12 protein-coding genes and 12 tRNA genes are annotated in these 14,766 nt (G+C 56.4%); 2 read left to right on the forward strand and 22 right to left on the reverse strand.

The window, feature by feature from the left end; all coding sequences use genetic code 11:
* Positions 1-36 precede the first annotated feature (36 nt).
* The 13 genes from ABEA08_RS00455 to gltX form a co-directional block, all read right to left on the reverse strand.
* A tRNA-Glu gene (locus ABEA08_RS00455) sits at positions 37-112 on the reverse strand.
* 42 nt (positions 113-154) lie between these two features.
* Positions 155-230 (reverse strand) — tRNA-Val (locus ABEA08_RS00460).
* A gap of 90 nt (positions 231-320) precedes the next feature.
* Positions 321-396: transfer RNA gene (locus ABEA08_RS00465), tRNA-Glu, on the reverse strand.
* A gap of 34 nt (positions 397-430) precedes the next feature.
* Positions 431-506, reverse strand: a tRNA-Ala gene (locus tag ABEA08_RS00470).
* Positions 507-513: 7 nt separating this feature from the next.
* Positions 514-589, reverse strand: a tRNA-Val gene (locus ABEA08_RS00475).
* Between the two features lie 90 nt (positions 590-679).
* A tRNA-Glu gene (locus tag ABEA08_RS00480) sits at positions 680-755 on the reverse strand.
* Positions 756-808: 53 nt separating this feature from the next.
* Positions 809-884: transfer RNA gene (locus ABEA08_RS00485), tRNA-Val, on the reverse strand.
* A gap of 90 nt (positions 885-974) precedes the next feature.
* Positions 975-1,050, reverse strand: a tRNA-Glu gene (locus tag ABEA08_RS00490).
* 48 nt (positions 1,051-1,098) lie between these two features.
* Positions 1,099-1,174, reverse strand: a tRNA-Ala gene (locus ABEA08_RS00495).
* A 7-nt stretch (positions 1,175-1,181) separates the two neighbouring features.
* Positions 1,182-1,257 (reverse strand) — tRNA-Val (locus tag ABEA08_RS00500).
* A 90-nt stretch (positions 1,258-1,347) separates the two neighbouring features.
* A tRNA-Glu gene (locus ABEA08_RS00505) sits at positions 1,348-1,423 on the reverse strand.
* A 34-nt stretch (positions 1,424-1,457) separates the two neighbouring features.
* Positions 1,458-1,533, reverse strand: a tRNA-Ala gene (locus ABEA08_RS00510).
* Positions 1,534-1,616: 83 nt separating this feature from the next.
* The gene (gene gltX, locus ABEA08_RS00515; RefSeq protein WP_345332149.1) at positions 1,617-3,029 is read right to left on the reverse strand and encodes a glutamate--tRNA ligase; all 1,413 of its coding nucleotides are present in this window, start codon (positions 3,027-3,029) and stop codon (positions 1,617-1,619) included.
* A 164-nt stretch (positions 3,030-3,193) separates the two neighbouring features.
* Here gltX and ABEA08_RS00520 point away from each other — a divergent pair, with 164 nt between their 5' ends.
* Together ABEA08_RS00520 and ABEA08_RS00525 are read left to right on the forward strand one after the other, a co-directional pair.
* Complete coding sequence (locus tag ABEA08_RS00520; protein ID WP_345332151.1) at positions 3,194-3,421, forward strand: hypothetical protein; 228 nt, start codon at positions 3,194-3,196, stop codon at positions 3,419-3,421.
* Between the two features lie 271 nt (positions 3,422-3,692).
* Positions 3,693-4,565, forward strand: a complete 873-nt coding sequence (locus ABEA08_RS00525) for a LysR family transcriptional regulator (RefSeq protein WP_345332439.1) — start codon at positions 3,693-3,695, stop codon at positions 4,563-4,565.
* Positions 4,566-4,613: 48 nt separating this feature from the next.
* Here ABEA08_RS00525 and gltS read toward each other — a convergent pair whose 3' ends face one another.
* The 9 genes from gltS to ABEA08_RS00570 all read right to left on the reverse strand — a co-directional run bounded on the left by gltS (position 4,614) and on the right by ABEA08_RS00570 (position 14,741).
* On the reverse strand, positions 4,614-5,807 hold the full coding sequence (gltS, locus tag ABEA08_RS00530) for a sodium/glutamate symporter (RefSeq protein ID WP_345332153.1): 1,194 nt from the start codon (positions 5,805-5,807) through the stop codon (positions 4,614-4,616).
* Between the two features lie 271 nt (positions 5,808-6,078).
* Complete coding sequence (maiA, locus tag ABEA08_RS00535; RefSeq protein WP_345332154.1) at positions 6,079-6,729, reverse strand: maleylacetoacetate isomerase; 651 nt, start codon at positions 6,727-6,729, stop codon at positions 6,079-6,081.
* 168 nt (positions 6,730-6,897) lie between these two features.
* The gene (gene hppD / locus ABEA08_RS00540; RefSeq protein WP_345332156.1) at positions 6,898-7,977 is read right to left on the reverse strand and encodes a 4-hydroxyphenylpyruvate dioxygenase; all 1,080 of its coding nucleotides are present in this window, start codon (positions 7,975-7,977) and stop codon (positions 6,898-6,900) included.
* A 169-nt stretch (positions 7,978-8,146) separates the two neighbouring features.
* On the reverse strand, positions 8,147-9,697 hold the full coding sequence (gene tyrR / locus ABEA08_RS00545) for a transcriptional regulator TyrR (protein WP_345332158.1): 1,551 nt from the start codon (positions 9,695-9,697) through the stop codon (positions 8,147-8,149).
* A gap of 148 nt (positions 9,698-9,845) precedes the next feature.
* The gene (locus ABEA08_RS00550) at positions 9,846-10,184 is read right to left on the reverse strand and encodes a 4a-hydroxytetrahydrobiopterin dehydratase (RefSeq protein ID WP_345332160.1); all 339 of its coding nucleotides are present in this window, start codon (positions 10,182-10,184) and stop codon (positions 9,846-9,848) included.
* 11 nt (positions 10,185-10,195) lie between these two features.
* Entirely contained in the window at positions 10,196-10,987 is a 792-nt protein-coding gene (gene phhA / locus ABEA08_RS00555; protein ID WP_345332162.1) for a phenylalanine 4-monooxygenase, read from the reverse strand.
* The gene (locus tag ABEA08_RS00560) at positions 10,984-12,201 is read right to left on the reverse strand and encodes a trans-sulfuration enzyme family protein (protein ID WP_345332164.1); all 1,218 of its coding nucleotides are present in this window, start codon (positions 12,199-12,201) and stop codon (positions 10,984-10,986) included. The genes phhA and ABEA08_RS00560 overlap by 4 nt, the downstream gene beginning before the upstream one ends.
* Before the next feature lie 123 nt (positions 12,202-12,324).
* Positions 12,325-13,362 carry a TIGR01620 family protein gene (locus ABEA08_RS00565; protein ID WP_345332166.1) on the reverse strand — a complete coding sequence of 346 codons (1,038 nt, stop codon included), beginning with the start codon at positions 13,360-13,362 and terminating at the stop codon, positions 12,325-12,327.
* Complete coding sequence (locus ABEA08_RS00570; RefSeq protein ID WP_345332168.1) at positions 13,359-14,741, reverse strand: YcjX family GTP-binding protein; 1,383 nt, start codon at positions 14,739-14,741, stop codon at positions 13,359-13,361. Before ABEA08_RS00570 ends, ABEA08_RS00565 begins: the two co-directional genes overlap by 4 nt.
* Between the last annotated feature and the right edge of the window lie 25 nt (positions 14,742-14,766).

The raw sequence follows: 14,766 nt of genomic DNA on the forward strand, positions 1-14,766 counted from the left end.
CCTGAACATCTCGCTATCGCAAAACGTCAGAATAAGTGGCGTCCCCTAGGGGATTCGAACCCCTGTTACCGCCGTGAAAGGGCGGTGTCCTAGGCCTCTAGACGAAGGGGACCCCGGACCATCGTTTAAACTCCGATGAAAAGAGTAAAAGACTTGGTGGGCGATACTGGGCTTGAACCAGTGACCCCCTGCTTGTAAGGCAGGTGCTCTCCCAACTGAGCTAATCGCCCAAATCTTTGTGTGCTTCACGCTGCAATTCCGATGAATCGAGCATGTCGCCAATGTTGCGCATCCGATGCGGATGCACCACATAAAATAAGTGGCGTCCCCTAGGGGATTCGAACCCCTGTTACCGCCGTGAAAGGGCGGTGTCCTAGGCCTCTAGACGAAGGGGACCCCGGACCATCGTTTAGACTCCGATGTTAAGAGTTGGTGGAGCTACACGGGATCGAACCGTGGACCTCTTGCATGCCATGCAAGCGCTCTCCCAGCTGAGCTATAGCCCCAAAGACTTGGTGGGCGATACTGGGCTTGAACCAGTGACCCCCTGCTTGTAAGGCAGGTGCTCTCCCAACTGAGCTAATCGCCCAAATCTTTGTGTGCTTCACGCTGCAATTCCGATGAATCGAGCGTGACGCCAATGCTGCGCATCCAATATGAATGCACCACATAAAATAAGTGGCGTCCCCTAGGGGATTCGAACCCCTGTTACCGCCGTGAAAGGGCGGTGTCCTAGGCCTCTAGACGAAGGGGACCCCGGACTGCTGTTTAACGTCCAACAACACGACGCTCTCTTTGCAGAGAAATATGGTGGGCGATACTGGGCTTGAACCAGTGACCCCCTGCTTGTAAGGCAGGTGCTCTCCCAACTGAGCTAATCGCCCAAATCTTTGTGTGCTTCACGCTGCAATTCCGATGAATCGAGCGTGACGCCAATGTTGCGCATCCAATGTGGATGCACCACATAAAATAAGTGGCGTCCCCTAGGGGATTCGAACCCCTGTTACCGCCGTGAAAGGGCGGTGTCCTAGGCCTCTAGACGAAGGGGACCCCGGACCATCGTTTTGACTCCGATGAAAAGAGTGTCTCTTACGAGATTGGTGGAGCTACACGGGATCGAACCGTGGACCTCTTGCATGCCATGCAAGCGCTCTCCCAGCTGAGCTATAGCCCCAAAGACTTGGTGGGCGATACTGGGCTTGAACCAGTGACCCCCTGCTTGTAAGGCAGGTGCTCTCCCAACTGAGCTAATCGCCCAAATCTTTGTGTGCTTCACGCTGCAATTCCGATGAATCGAGCATGTCGCCAATGTTGCGCATCCGATGTAGATGCACCACATAAAATAAGTGGCGTCCCCTAGGGGATTCGAACCCCTGTTACCGCCGTGAAAGGGCGGTGTCCTAGGCCTCTAGACGAAGGGGACCCCGGACCATCGTTTACACTCCGATGTTAAGAGTTGGTGGAGCTACGCGGGATCGAACCGCGGACCTCTTGCATGCCATGCAAGCGCTCTCCCAGCTGAGCTATAGCCCCAACTCGTTTGCTTTTTCAGGGGGCGTCCCCTTCAGTGCGAGGCGCATTTTAGGGAGCCCCCCCTAATGAGTCAATAGCGTTTTTTACGAATTGGCTCTGTTTGCTACAAATTCAACCGCCTTGTTGATCCTTTCGACAGAACGCGCCTGCCCAATCAACAATAAGGTCAGATCCAGGCTTGGAGACTGCCCGGCTCCGGTTGCAGCAACGCGCAATGGCATGCCAACCTTACCCATTCCAAGCTCCAGCTCAGCAGCTGTCTCCTGAATGCAGGTGTGGATCGCTTCTGCGTTCCACTGGGTTAACGCCGCCAGCTTATCGGCCACCAGCTGCAGTGGCGCCTGAGCAACTGGACGCAGGTGCTTCTTAGCTGCCGCAGCATCGAACTCGGCGAAGTCTTCGTAATAGTAACGGCTGCTGGCTGCGAGCTCTTTCAAGGTGTTGCATCGTTCTGCCATCACAGGCACCAGCTCGACCAAGGCAGGGCCCTGGCTGACATCGATACCCTGATCATTGAAATGCCATGCCAACTGCTCAGCGACGTAATCAACCGGCATGCTCTTCATGTAATGCTGGTTCAGCCACAGCAGCTTTTCCGTATTGAAGGCAGAAGCTGACTTATTGATGGCTTTCAGGGTAAACAGCTCAACCATCTCTTCACGGGAGAAGATCTCCTGATCACCATGAGACCAACCCAAGCGAACCAGGTAATTCAACAGCGCTTCTGGCAGGAAACCATCGTCACGGTATTGCATCACGCTCACGGCGCCATGGCGCTTGGACAGCTTGGCACCATCATCACCCAGGATCATCGATACATGGGCAAACTCTGGCACCGGTGCGCCCAGTGCTTGATAGATGTTGATCTGACGCGGAGTATTGTTGATGTGGTCTTCACCACGAACCACCTGGGTGATCCCCATGTCCCAATCATCGACCACGACACAGAAGTTGTAGGTCGGCGAGCCGTCAGTGCGTCGGATGATCAGATCATCCAATTCGCTGTTGTCGATCTCGATGCGACCACGCACATGGTCGTCAAACACCACGGTCCCTTCGGCCGGGTTGCGGAAGCGCACGACGAAAGGCGCATCTTCGGCAGCCGCAGCTTGACCGTCACGGCAGTGTCCGTCATATCGAGCTTTTTCGCCATTGGCCATCTGCTGTTCACGCAAGGCATCAACGCGCTCTTTTGAGCAGTAGCACTTATAAGCCTTACCCTCTTGCAGTAACTGATCGATCAGTTGGTTATATCGATCAAACCGCTGCGTCTGGAAGTACGGGCCCTCTTCCCAGTTCAGACCCAACCACTCCATACCTTCCATGATGGCATCAATAGCTTCCTGGCTGGAACGCTCCAGATCGGTATCTTCGATCCGCAGAACGAACTCACCGCCTTGATTACGGGCGTGCAGCCACGAGTACAAAGCGGTACGGGCGCCGCCGACGTGCAGAAAGCCGGTCGGGCTTGGGGCGAAACGGGTTTTTACGGTCATATCCTTCTCGATATACAAAAGCTTGAGGAGTTGGCCGACGGCCATTTAAGCAGGCTAGTTTAGCAGCCATCGCCGCCACCACCAAAGGCTATCCGCCTTAGCTCGTACAATACGCAGGCCTTGTTCTACGCTAGGTATTGTGTCTTGCAGATCCGGAGCCGACCATGCCCACTAATATCAGCCAATCCGCCCCTGTCGAGAGCATCGCTCGCTACCTCAAGCAGATCCACGGCTACGACCAAGCCAGAGCGGAGTGCGAGGCACGCCAGGTGATCGCAGACTTTAAAAAGATGCAGTCATTGGGCTACATTCGTGGCTGGTATTTCGACAGCGATGGTCACTTAGATCTGATCCCAAGCGACGACGTATTAGGACGATTGCACGAGAAGTAGTGTTGTGAGCGGTGCCTTCAAGACTGGGTCACAAGATCGGCTCAATGGCCGGCCCAAGCATTAGAGGCAGGTTCCACTGCGCCAACGACAATGCGCAGCAGCTTTGAAGGAATAAGGTGAGATAATGGGCAAATATCCCAGCAGATGCGGGAGCCGGCAGAACAAAGCACTTTACGTCGATGAACTCATAGCCAAACCATCACTTGAGTCATTTTGAGAAGCTGGCATAGTAAAGGCACCCGCCGTTCTTTTTTAGATGACTCAACCCCTTATGGATCTCCGTCAGTTACGTAACTTCGTCATGGTCGCCGAACACGCCAGTTTCACGCGTGCAGCCAAGGTACTGGGGGTCGCTCAGCCCGCTGTCAGCACCGCAATAAAAAAACTGGAGAACGATCTCGGCCTGGTCCTGCTACACCGCCAAGATAAGCGAGTCCAATTGACCGCCGAGGGGCAAGAGCTGCTTCCCCACGCGCAAGCCATCCTGCAGCGGGTTGAACAAGCCACACAAGCCATGGCACGCCTGCGAGATCTGGACCGGGGAGAGGTTCGTATCGCCCTGCCCGGCATGATCGGCTCCTACTACTTCCCGGCCCTATTGATGGCGTTTCACCACCGCTACCCAGATCTCAAGCTGTCGCTTTGCGAAGCGGGCACCAACGAGATCCGGGGCATGCTTGAGCGTGATGAAGTGGATATCGGTATTATTATCGATCCCGGCGAGCAGATGGGCCTAGATACCCTGCCTTTAACACGACCAGAAATGATCGCAGCCGTTGGCTTGGAGCACCCACTTGCGCAACAAGACACCATCGAGTGGGATGAGTTTTTCCAGCATGAGCTGGTCATGTTCAAACCCGGATACTATCACCGGGAGCTGGTCAACGAGTTGGCTCAAGCTCGTGGGTTTACACCCGACATCGCCTTTGAGACCAACCTCATCGAATTGATCCGCAGTATTGTTCGTCAAGGCTTTGCCATCACCACGGTGCTGGACATGGTGGTTGAGGGCGATCCCGAGATCAAAGCACTTAAGTTCAAAGAGCCCATGTTCTTAGATCTGCACGTTGGCTGGAAAAGTGGCCGCGCCTTGACCCAAGCAGACCGTACCTTCCTCGACTTCTTGCTTGAGCAGAGCGACTGAGACCATCCAAAGTAAACAGGGCAGCCCATAGAGCTGCCCTGCTTCCATCTATGGCATAAAGAAGTTTAATAGCAATTGCAGGATCACCGCGTTGGAGATATCAACGAAGAAAGCGTTCGCCAGCGGGATCACCATAAAAGCCAAAGGTGCCGCACCGTATCGCGCAGTGACGGCGTTCATATTGGCCATCGCGTTTGGCAGAGCACCAAGACCCATGCCCAGATAGCCCGCCGAGATCACGGCACTGTCGTAGCTTTTCCCCAACATAGGAAACATCACAAAGACCACCAGCAAGACCATCATAGTGACCTGCACCACCACCGTCACCAGCATCGGCAAAGCCAGATCCACCAAGGTCCATAATTGCATGCCCATAAGTGACATCGCCAAAAACAGACCCAGCGTCATTTCGCTCATCAGCGACAGCGACTGACCCTCAGTGGGCGCTTCCAACTTGGGCAGTAGACGCGGCAATATATTGGTCAGCACCAACCCCGACAGCATACAAGCCAAAAATTCCGGGATATTCACGCCGTGTTGTGTCCCCCATTGCGCCACATGGGTACCAAGGATCATCCCGGCAGACAGATACATCAGCACGACAAACATGCCCTGACTGTCGATCTGCCGACCCGAGCGTCGGTCTCCACTGGATTGGATCACCGGCTCGCCCGCTTTGAGTTTGTGCTTCTCAATCAACTTTTGCGCTAACGGGCCACCGACGAGGCCGCCAAGGATCAGTCCCATGGTGGCGCTGCCGATCCCGATCTCGAGCGCATTGCTGATCCCCACCTGCTCTTCAAACACCGATGACCAAGCCACCGACGTGCCGTGACCGCCAAACAAGGACACCGAGCCTAGCAGCAAGCCATTGACCGTCGGCAAGCCGGTCGCCATTGCCATGACCAAACCGGTGACGTTTTGCAGCACAACCCCGGCGACACAGATAAACATCAGCACCAACAGGGGTCGTCCCCCCTTGGTCAGCATGTCCAAGCGCGCAGACAAGCCCACCGAGGTAAAGAACGCCAGCAACAGCACATCCCGCAGAGACATATCAAACTGGACGTCAAAGCCCCATAACTGATGGGCAAGTAAAGAGAGCAGCGAGGCGGCGATCCCACCGGTCACTGGCTGAGGAATGTTATAACGGCGCAAAACGCCGATCTGGCTGTTCAACAGCCGACCGATCAGTAACACCACGACCGCAGCTAATACGGTTTCACGTAAAGACAATTCCATACCGAGCACCTTCTCAATGCATCGCACTTCCATCAGGAAGCACACTGGTCCACAAGCAAAGGCGGGCGATACTAACCATCAGCGAGGGGAATAACAAACTTCCACGGATGCATTTATATGCAGTCAATTCGGTTCGTCGCCGATATTTAGTGAGCAGACGTGAGGCCGGCGTTGATTAAGAACCTGTTTTTTATAGACATTGGTTGAATTCACCTCTTGCGCCAGGAAAGTTAGCAAGTATAGGCGGATATGACTCGACTTGATGAATTTTTCAACGCCCCTGAAGCGCATCCGGCTGACTTTGCGGCGCCGCCAAACTAAAACAATCCAGCTTTCGACAACGCGCAACGATCCCTGCAAGGCGCTCATATTGGCTCAGATCCACGCCACACTGTTGAGCCGTCTCATACTCCGGGATCACGCACACATCCACCAAGGTCAATTGATCGCCAAAGCAATAGGTAGCGGCGGTACGTTCTAGCTGAGCTTCCAGTCCATCAAAGGTTCGCTTGACCCAGTGGCAATACCAATCGCGCTGCTGTGCCTCATTTTGCTTCAGCTTCTGGCTCAGATACTTCATGACACGCTGGCTGTTCAGCGGATGACAATCACAGGCGATCTGCATTGCCATCGACCGCACCTGAGCCCGATCCGTCGGGTGGTCGGGGAGCAAGGGGTTGTCGGGGTAAGCTTCATCAAGGTACTCAATGATCGCCAGCGACTGATTAAGGATAAGATCACCGTCCACCAGGGTCGGGATCAGCGCTGCCGGACTTAGGACACCATAGCCCGGTAAGTGTTGCTCGCCACCATCCAGCGCCAGGTTGACCGCTTTACTTTCAAACGCAAGCCGCTTGTGATGGCATGCGATCCGAACTCGATAGGCCGCACTGGAGCACCAATAACCGTAAAGTTTTAGCATCGCGTTCACTTTCCCAGCTCGAGACTCTTTCTGTTGAGAAAATATAGCCGCCCCGACCCTAAATGCATTAGATTGCAATGGATTATTGGACGCTCGGCGCCGTTCACAGCTTTCCTGAAAAGAATAAAAAAGGGCCAAAAGCCCCTTTATTGGTTCATCTCTCGGCGATCAGATCACTCCGCGCCGGATCTGATCTTCTTCAATGGACTCAAACAGTGCTTTGAAATTTCCTTCACCGAAGCCTTCATTGCCCTTACGCTGAATGATCTCAAAGAACACCGGCCCTATGACCGTCTGGGTGAAGATCTGCAACAGGATCCCATCTTTCATGGGCGCACCGTCGATCAGGATCCGCAGTTCACGCATGGCGTCCAGATCCTCGGTATGCCCTGCAACACGTTCGCCCACCTTGTCGTAATAGCTCTCCGGCGTCGGCATGAAATCCATTCCCCCAGCCCGCAGCGAGCGAACCGTGGCGTAGATGTCATTGGTGCTTAGCGCGATATGTTGGATCCCTTCGCCCTTATAAGCCTTGAGGTATTCCTCGATCTGGCTCTTGTCGTCCGACGACTCGTTGATGGGAATGCGGATCTTGCCACAGGGGCCGGTCATCGCACGGCTGATCAAACCGGTCTTCTTCCCTTCGATGTCAAAATAGCGGATCTCACGGAAGTTGCCGATCCGCTCATAGAATCCGGCCCATTTGTCCATGTTGCCTTGATAGACATTGTGGGTGAGATGGTCGATCTCAAACAGACCGCTGTCGATCTGGGCCAGGCGCTGTTGATAATCATCATGGAACACAAAATCGACGTCGTAGATGGAGTGCTCACCATAACGATCGACAAAATACAGGGTTGAGCCGCCGATCCCATTGACCGCCGGGATCTTCAGCTCCATCGGTCCAATATTACCTTCAAACGGCTCCGCGCCTTGCTCCACCGCGTAAGCCAATGCCTTACCCGCATCCTTCACTCGCCAAGCCATGCCACACACGCTGGGCCCATGATCACGTGCAAACGCCTCAGCCTGAGAATGCGGCTGCGCGTTGACGATGAAGTTAATATCGCCCTGACGGAACAACCAGGCTTGTTTACTGCGATGACGGGCGATCTCGGCAAACCCGAGCTGAGCAAATAACTGCTTAAGGGCCTCGATCCCGGCCGGATCTGGCGCTGTATATTCGACGAACTCAAAGCCATCCGTCGCCAATGGGTTCCAATCGGGGTTGCTGTTCGCTGATGTCACTGTGTTGTTCTCCCTTTACCGCGTTCACGACGCCAATGCTGTAACAACCTGTTTACCTCATTGCTGGTACGGGAAGGAAGCGCCGAATGGGATCCGCGGGCAGGTCGCGAAACAAAGCAAATGTCATACTGACTTTACAGCGTGACATTTACTTCAAAGTAACAACAACTTATTTAGTACTTCGCTGTTTTCCGATCCGATACTCACGCAGCTTATTGGCGATCGCCGTATGGGAAACCCCAAGCTTTCTGGCCAACTGTCGTGTCGAAGGGTAAGCCGGATACAGTCGGCGCAATAAACTGGACTCAAACTGCTTCACCGCCTCATCCAGGGTGCCTTCAAACTCCTGATCGAAATAACCAAAGTTCTCACTCCAGGCAGGCAAACGCAGCTGCTCCGGGGTCAACTCCCCCCGCTCGTCAGCCATCGACACCGCGCGGAAGATGGCGTTCTTTAACTGGCGAACGTTGCCCGGCCACGCGTAATTACGAATAAAGTCCCGACACGCCGCCGACAACTGTCGCAAAGGACTGCCCAGCTGCTCGCTATAGTGCTCTAAGAACAACTCCGCCAAAGGAATGATGTCCGCTTTGCGCTCACGCAGCGGCGGCAATTGCAGGTTCAGCACATTGATCCGGTAGTAGAGATCCTCGCGAAAGGCCCCTTTCTGACACAACTCAGACAGATCCTTCTGACTGGCACAGACAATGCGCAGATCCACCGTGATCTCGGTATCGTCGCCCACCCGGCGGAAACAACCATCTTGGATCAAGCGCAGCAATTTCACCTGCAGTTGAGGCGACATGTCCGCCACCTCGTCCAAAAACACCGTCCCGCCATTTGCTTGCTCGATCACCCCGCGCTTAACCACTTCTCCGGGGCTCGACGCCAAACCAAACAGCTCGCTCTCCGCCACCTCATCCGGCAGCGACGCACAGTTGATCACCACAAAGGCCTTGTCCTGGCGCAGGCTGGCTTCGTGACAGGCACGAGCCAATTGCTCTTTGCCCGTACCGGTTTCCCCTAGGATCAACAAGGGAGCCTCCAATTGCGCCATACGCTGCGCCTCAAAGATCAGCGCCGCCATCCGCTCACTGTCAGCGATCAAGGTATCAAAACCGGAGCGTTGCTCCCTTAAGGCATTAAACTGCTTACCAACCCGTGCCGGTGACTTGAGCTGAACCATAGCACCGGCCAAGATCTTAGTGCCCTCTTCATCGGGCAGATAGATAGGTAAGATCTCCGCCAAATACTGGTTGCCGCTGATCGTCACTGTCGTCGCCTGTGGCAACACGTCCTCACAGCCCAGCCAACGGACAAACGAAAAGCCCTGAATAAAGTTTGCCGCCGGTTGCTCCAACACCGCCTCAGCAGCAGCGCCAAACACCGCCAGCGTCGAATCGTTGACCATCGAGAAGTTGGCTTTCAGATCCAACGAGAAGATCGGATCGGGTAAGGCCCGCAGCAACGCCTCCATGGCATAATGCTCTCGCTCTGAGGGCATATAAGGCACGGTGCGGACATCGGTAACGTTCGGGATCCGCCGCAACATCGGCATCAACTCTTGGAGCTGCTCGAACGTGGGAGCGGGGATCTGCAGATACACAAACCCTTCGCTGGCCGCATCGATGGCATTGATATTTATCTCGTGCTTCTCAAGCACTTCAAGGATCTCACGCGCTAATCCTATGCGATCTTGACAACTGACTCGTAAGCGCATCAGCCCTTCCTGTTGTTATATGTGCATTTGTGGGAACGGTTGTGCCGATAATACTGTAAAAGAACCTGTACGTTATAGTCCTTAGTGACAAAAAACCCACCTTGTCCGGTGGGCTGTTTACAGGTAGGTCGCCAGCGACGGCTCCTGCTCAGGAGAACAACGCGTCCGTCTTGGCGGCCATGATCAGATCATTCTTATGCAGCCCCCCGATGGCGTGGGTCCACCAGGTGACCGTCACCTTGCCCCATTCCAATAAGATCCCCGGGTGGTGAAACTCCGCCTCCGCCAGCTCGGCAACCTGATTGGCAAAGGCCCAAGCCAGCTTAAAGTTCTTAAACGTATACACACGTTCCAACTGCATCACACCGGCTCGCACCGGCACCGCCCAGTCGGGCAGCTCACGCATCAGTTGCGCCAACTCCTGCTCCTCGATCTGAGGGGCACCGGCCTGACAGGCCTCGCACTTCAATGTCGATAATTCGCTCATGATCTATTCCTTTAGCTTACTTGTTGTTTGGGGGGAAACGTCGGTTCAAACAGCCCCAGTCGTTGTGCCTGCGCCACACACTGCATCAGATCCTGATCGGCCAGCTCATACAGCTGATCGATCTCATCCAGCACATAATAGATCGGCTGCATAATGTCGATGCGATACGGAGTGCGCATCGCCTCCACCACATTCATCGGCCGGATCTCCGGCTCAGCCGAGATCGCGTATTGAGTTTCCCCCGGGCTCGATAGGATCCCACCGCCGTAGATCTTCAATTGCTGCTCGGCCCGCACCAAGCCAAATTCGACGGTAAACCAGTAGAGTCGCGCCAGGTAGCTGCGCTCATTGGGATGGGCCGCCAGCCCCAGCTTGCCGTAGGTGTGGGTGAAGTGCGCGAAGGCGGGGTTGGTTAATAGCGGACAATGGCCGAAGATCTCATGAAAGATGTCCGGCTCTTGTAGATAATCAAACTCCTCCCGACTGCGGATGAAGGTGGCAACCGGAAATTGCTTATCCGCCAGCAATTGAAAGAAGCGTTCGAATGAGATCAGGGCCGGCACCTGGGCCGTGCGCCAGCCGGTGCTGTCTAGCAGCACCTCATCCACCTCGTGCAGCTGTGGGATCCGTTCGTTGGGCAACGCCAGTGCCGCCAATCCGGCCATGTACTCATCGCAGGCTTTGCCCGCAATACATTGACGCTGACGAGCAATGAGATCCGCCCAGATCCTATCTTCGCCTTCGGGGTAGAGGATCCGCCCATTCGAGTCCGGTTGACGTGCCGTGTATCGCGACTGTTTCATCGTACCTCCCCGGCGGGTGGAGCCCCGCTCGACACCCGGTTCGGCTCCAATGCCTGAGCCAGATCGGCGAGCAGATCATCGACATGCTCCAGCCCGATCGCCAAGCGCACCAGGGTATCGCTGATCCCGGCCCGCCGCCTCGCCTCCGGCTCATACGGACTGTGCGTCATCGACGCCGGATGTTGTACCAGTGACTCGGCGTCACCCAGACTGACGGCAAGCGTGAATAACTTGAGTCCGTCGGCAAACGCCAAGGCATCGGCATAATCCCCTTTCAGCTCCAGCGCCACCACACCACCGCCAGCGGCCATCTGCTGGCCGATCAACTCCGAGCCCGCGTGGCCAGCCAGCCCAGGGTAGAACACCCGCTCCACGCCTGGGTGCGCTTGCAGAAACTGCGCCACCGCCAGGGCATTGGCACAATGTCGCTCCAACCGAACCGCCAGGGTCTTCAAGCCGCGTAGGATCAACCACGCATCGTGCGGCGAGAGCACGGCACCGAAGTCCTTGCGGATCTCCCCACGCAATCGCGCCATCAACTCCGCCTGACCGCAGACCACCCCGGCGATCACATCGCCATGGCCATTGAGGTATTTGGTCGCACTGTGGAGCACCACATCAATACCGTGGCTCAGCGGCCGTTGCAGCAAGGGCGTCATAAAGGTGTTGTCGACCACGCTAAGCAGCTCATGCTGCCGAGCCAGCAAGGCGATGCGATCCAGATCAAACACCTGTAAATGAGGATTGACCGGGGTTTCCAGCAAAACCAATCGGGTGTTGGGCCGGATCGCCTCAACAACCTGATCCAACTGGGAAAAGTCCACCTCAGTGAACTCGATGCCAAATCGGGGCAACTGCTCCGTTACCAAAGAGTGGCTGCAACCATACAAGCCCCGCGCCACCAACAGGTGATCGCCTTGCTGCAACAAGGTCAACAGCACGGCGGACACCGCAGCCATACCGCTGGCAAAGGCCACAGCGTCCTCCGCGCCCTCCAGCAGCGCCATCCGTCGCTCGAACTCATCGGTCGTTGGATTACCGAGTCGAGTGTAGATCGGGCCAGAGCGCTCTCCGGCAAACCGCGCCCCCCCGGTCTGACAGTCCGGAAAGGCGAACGTAGCCGATTGCCATAATGGCGTAACCAAGCTGGCAGTGGGATCGCGCCGGTGTCCCCCATGGATTACACACGTATTTGGATGCATCTTCGCAACCATGAATTTCTCCCTAGATCCGTCGCTGGCACGTCGATTTATCACTTTGTGCTGTGCCAAAAGCATTGCCCTACCTTAATTCAGACAACCGCAACAGGAAGAAATCACTCGTGGGATTAATGCATCTTATATTGTAAATTCATCGTTACGCTGTTGATATTGCCGCGCCTGGCGCAGTGCATCCGCCGAGACCCGGGTCAACTCCGCCAAGAGCTTGCCCTGCACGGCCAGCAATGACGGCCTGGCGCCGCTTTGATACGGCAACGGGCGACATTCGGCACAGGCGGCAAAGCCGAGCCGAGCGGTCAGCAGTCCCGCTCCGAGTCCTTGGGCGATCCGAGCTGACAACTTGCCTGTCAGCTCCGTCGACAGCATCTGTGTGCCCAGATCCACCGCCAGCTCACTGCCGCCGGCATACAACAGATTGACCAGGATCCCCCGCACCAAACGAACACGGCTCAGATAGCCGGGCTCGATCCCGTAGATCCGCGCCACTTCATCCAGCATGGCCTGATTGCGCCACAGCATCAGCGCCATATCCAGCGTCGCCATTGGGCTGGCTGCCAGCAACAAACTGGCCTGCGCCGCAAACCGGTAGATGCACTGCTGCGCCGCCCGATCTTGCTCAGACAGCACCGTGCGCTCATACAGCAGCAACAGCTCCCCGTCACTGTGATGAGGCTGACAGCGCTGCTGCCACCGTTGATAGTTGGCCTGATGGGCTTCAGGCAAGCGCTGACTAAGGGCGGCGACAAAGGCCGGTGCTTCGCCCCGCTGGGCACTGTCGAGGATCCTCTGCCCACACTGGCGCTGCTCCCCTGCCCGTTTCAGCTGGCGTAATCGACGCCACTCGCGCAGACATAAACGCAACAGCAGCCACACCCCGCCTCCCAGCGCCACGCTGTAAAGACCAAACAACACCGGACTGCGCTGCCAAGCCTGCCACAGCGTCCAGCCCGCTTCGGCCAGCACCAGCAAGCCAAAAGCCAGCATCACCAGCCGGGCCAAGCGACCGTGGACACGCCGTATCGGACGTTCCGAGGCGGCCGTCTGTGCGTCCTGCCACAGGGTCTCGTCGATCTCTTGCGCCGGCGCTACCGCCTCCGGCGCCACCTTCGCCTCATCGGACTCATCAAACTGTTGTGCCGGTTTCAATCTGCTCATCGCATCTTATCTCCCAACATCCACTCGATCAGATGATCCATCCGCATGTGCGGCAGCGCCGACTGTGGTCGTTCCAACCGTGGCGGCGCCAACGTCGCGAAATCAAAGCCCTGCTGCTGCCAAAAACCGGCACTGGGTAGCCGTTTTGGCACCTCACCGGGAAAGCGGGTCGTGGGTTGATGCTGTGGATCAAGCCCGCGGATCACCGGCACCACCCCACTGCCCTGATCGATCTGGCCCTGCTGACTGGCGCAGATAGCACTCAGCACCATGGTTTCGACCCGTCCTCCGGAAAAGCGCGCACGCCGTCCGCTCTCCCCCATCAGGCTATCGGTTAATGCCAGCAGGTTGGGGTGTTGATCCACCGTGATGTGATCGGCCTTACCGGCGACAAACAACAGTTTGTCGATCTGAGGCCGAAACAAGCGACGCAACAGTGAGCCCGGCCCGTAATGGAAGCTTTGCATGATGGCCTGGATCGACTGTGCCATCTGATCGATCTGGGCATGACCCTGATCCAGCGCGCCTAAGGTATCCAGCAACACCACCTGGCGATCAAATCGGGCAAAGTGCTGGCGATAGAAGGGTTTCACCACCTGCTGGCAATACGCGTCATAACGGGCCGCCAACAGATCACGCAAGGGATCGTCCGATCGCTCAAAACGCTCTGGCGGCAAGGGGAAAAATGCCAGGATCGGCGTCCCCGCCAACTCCCCTGGCAGCAACGCCCGTCCCGGTTGCAGATAAGTGGCAGCGAGTTCGGAGCGCAATTGTGACAGCAACGCCGCATACCCCTGTGCGATCTCATCCACACTGTCATCGCACACCGCATCCAGTCTGGCCCGCCAAGGCGCCGCGTGACGGTCCCAGGGCTCACTGGTCAACATCCGCCACTGCTGCGCGCTCCACTGGGCAAAGTCCTGCGACAGCATCGGCAGATCCAACAGCCACTCGCCGGGATAATCCACCAGATCCAGATACAGGGTGAGATGATCGGTCAACTGACGTTTGAGCCCCCGGGCAGGGACAAATCGCAGCGCCAAGCGGATCTCAGACAGGCCGCGAGTCGACGGTGGCCAGCTCGGCGGTGACTGACACAAACCGTCGATGGCCCCCTCATAGTCGAAGGGCAGCAGGGTCAGATCCGGCTGATGTTGACGCTGAACCCCCAACAAACGCCCCTCATGCAGCGCCTGCCACATCGGCAAATGCGTCTCTTGCGCGTGCAGCAATTGGTGCACCAAAGAGGTTAGAAAAGCGGTTTTGCCCGCACCGGACAGTCCGGTGATCCCCACCCGCAGGTGTTGATCCAGACTGCGATAGGCCAGTTGCTGGGCATGGCGGCCTAAGCCGCGTAGCTGTGTTTTGAATGCATCCATATAAAATAGCGGAAGCCTGACGGCT

This window comes from Ferrimonas pelagia (assembly GCF_039543565.1).
Classification (GTDB): Bacteria; Pseudomonadota; Gammaproteobacteria; order Enterobacterales; family Shewanellaceae; genus Ferrimonas; species Ferrimonas pelagia.

Excerpts from the sequence above, each read along its gene's own strand:
- ABEA08_RS00550 (WP_345332160.1), bottom strand. The coding sequence starts at position 10,184 with ATGAGCGAATTATCGACATTGAAGTGCGAGGCCTGTCAGGCCGGTGCC.
- gltS (WP_345332153.1), bottom strand. The coding sequence starts at position 5,807 with ATGGAATTGTCTTTACGTGAAACCGTATTAGCTGCGGTCGTGGTGTTA.
- gltX (WP_345332149.1), bottom strand. The coding sequence starts at position 3,029 with ATGACCGTAAAAACCCGTTTCGCCCCAAGCCCGACCGGCTTTCTGCAC.
- phhA (WP_345332162.1), bottom strand. The coding sequence starts at position 10,987 with ATGAAACAGTCGCGATACACGGCACGTCAACCGGACTCGAATGGGCGG.
- tyrR (WP_345332158.1), bottom strand. The coding sequence starts at position 9,697 with ATGCGCTTACGAGTCAGTTGTCAAGATCGCATAGGATTAGCGCGTGAG.
- ABEA08_RS00525 (WP_345332439.1), top strand. The coding sequence starts at position 3,693 with ATGGATCTCCGTCAGTTACGTAACTTCGTCATGGTCGCCGAACACGCC.
- maiA (WP_345332154.1), bottom strand. The coding sequence starts at position 6,729 with ATGCTAAAACTTTACGGTTATTGGTGCTCCAGTGCGGCCTATCGAGTT.
- ABEA08_RS00560 (WP_345332164.1), bottom strand. The coding sequence starts at position 12,201 with ATGGTTGCGAAGATGCATCCAAATACGTGTGTAATCCATGGGGGACAC.
- ABEA08_RS00565 (WP_345332166.1), bottom strand. The coding sequence starts at position 13,362 with ATGAGCAGATTGAAACCGGCACAACAGTTTGATGAGTCCGATGAGGCG.
- ABEA08_RS00520 (WP_345332151.1), top strand. The coding sequence starts at position 3,194 with ATGCCCACTAATATCAGCCAATCCGCCCCTGTCGAGAGCATCGCTCGC.
- ABEA08_RS00570 (WP_345332168.1), bottom strand. The coding sequence starts at position 14,741 with ATGGATGCATTCAAAACACAGCTACGCGGCTTAGGCCGCCATGCCCAG.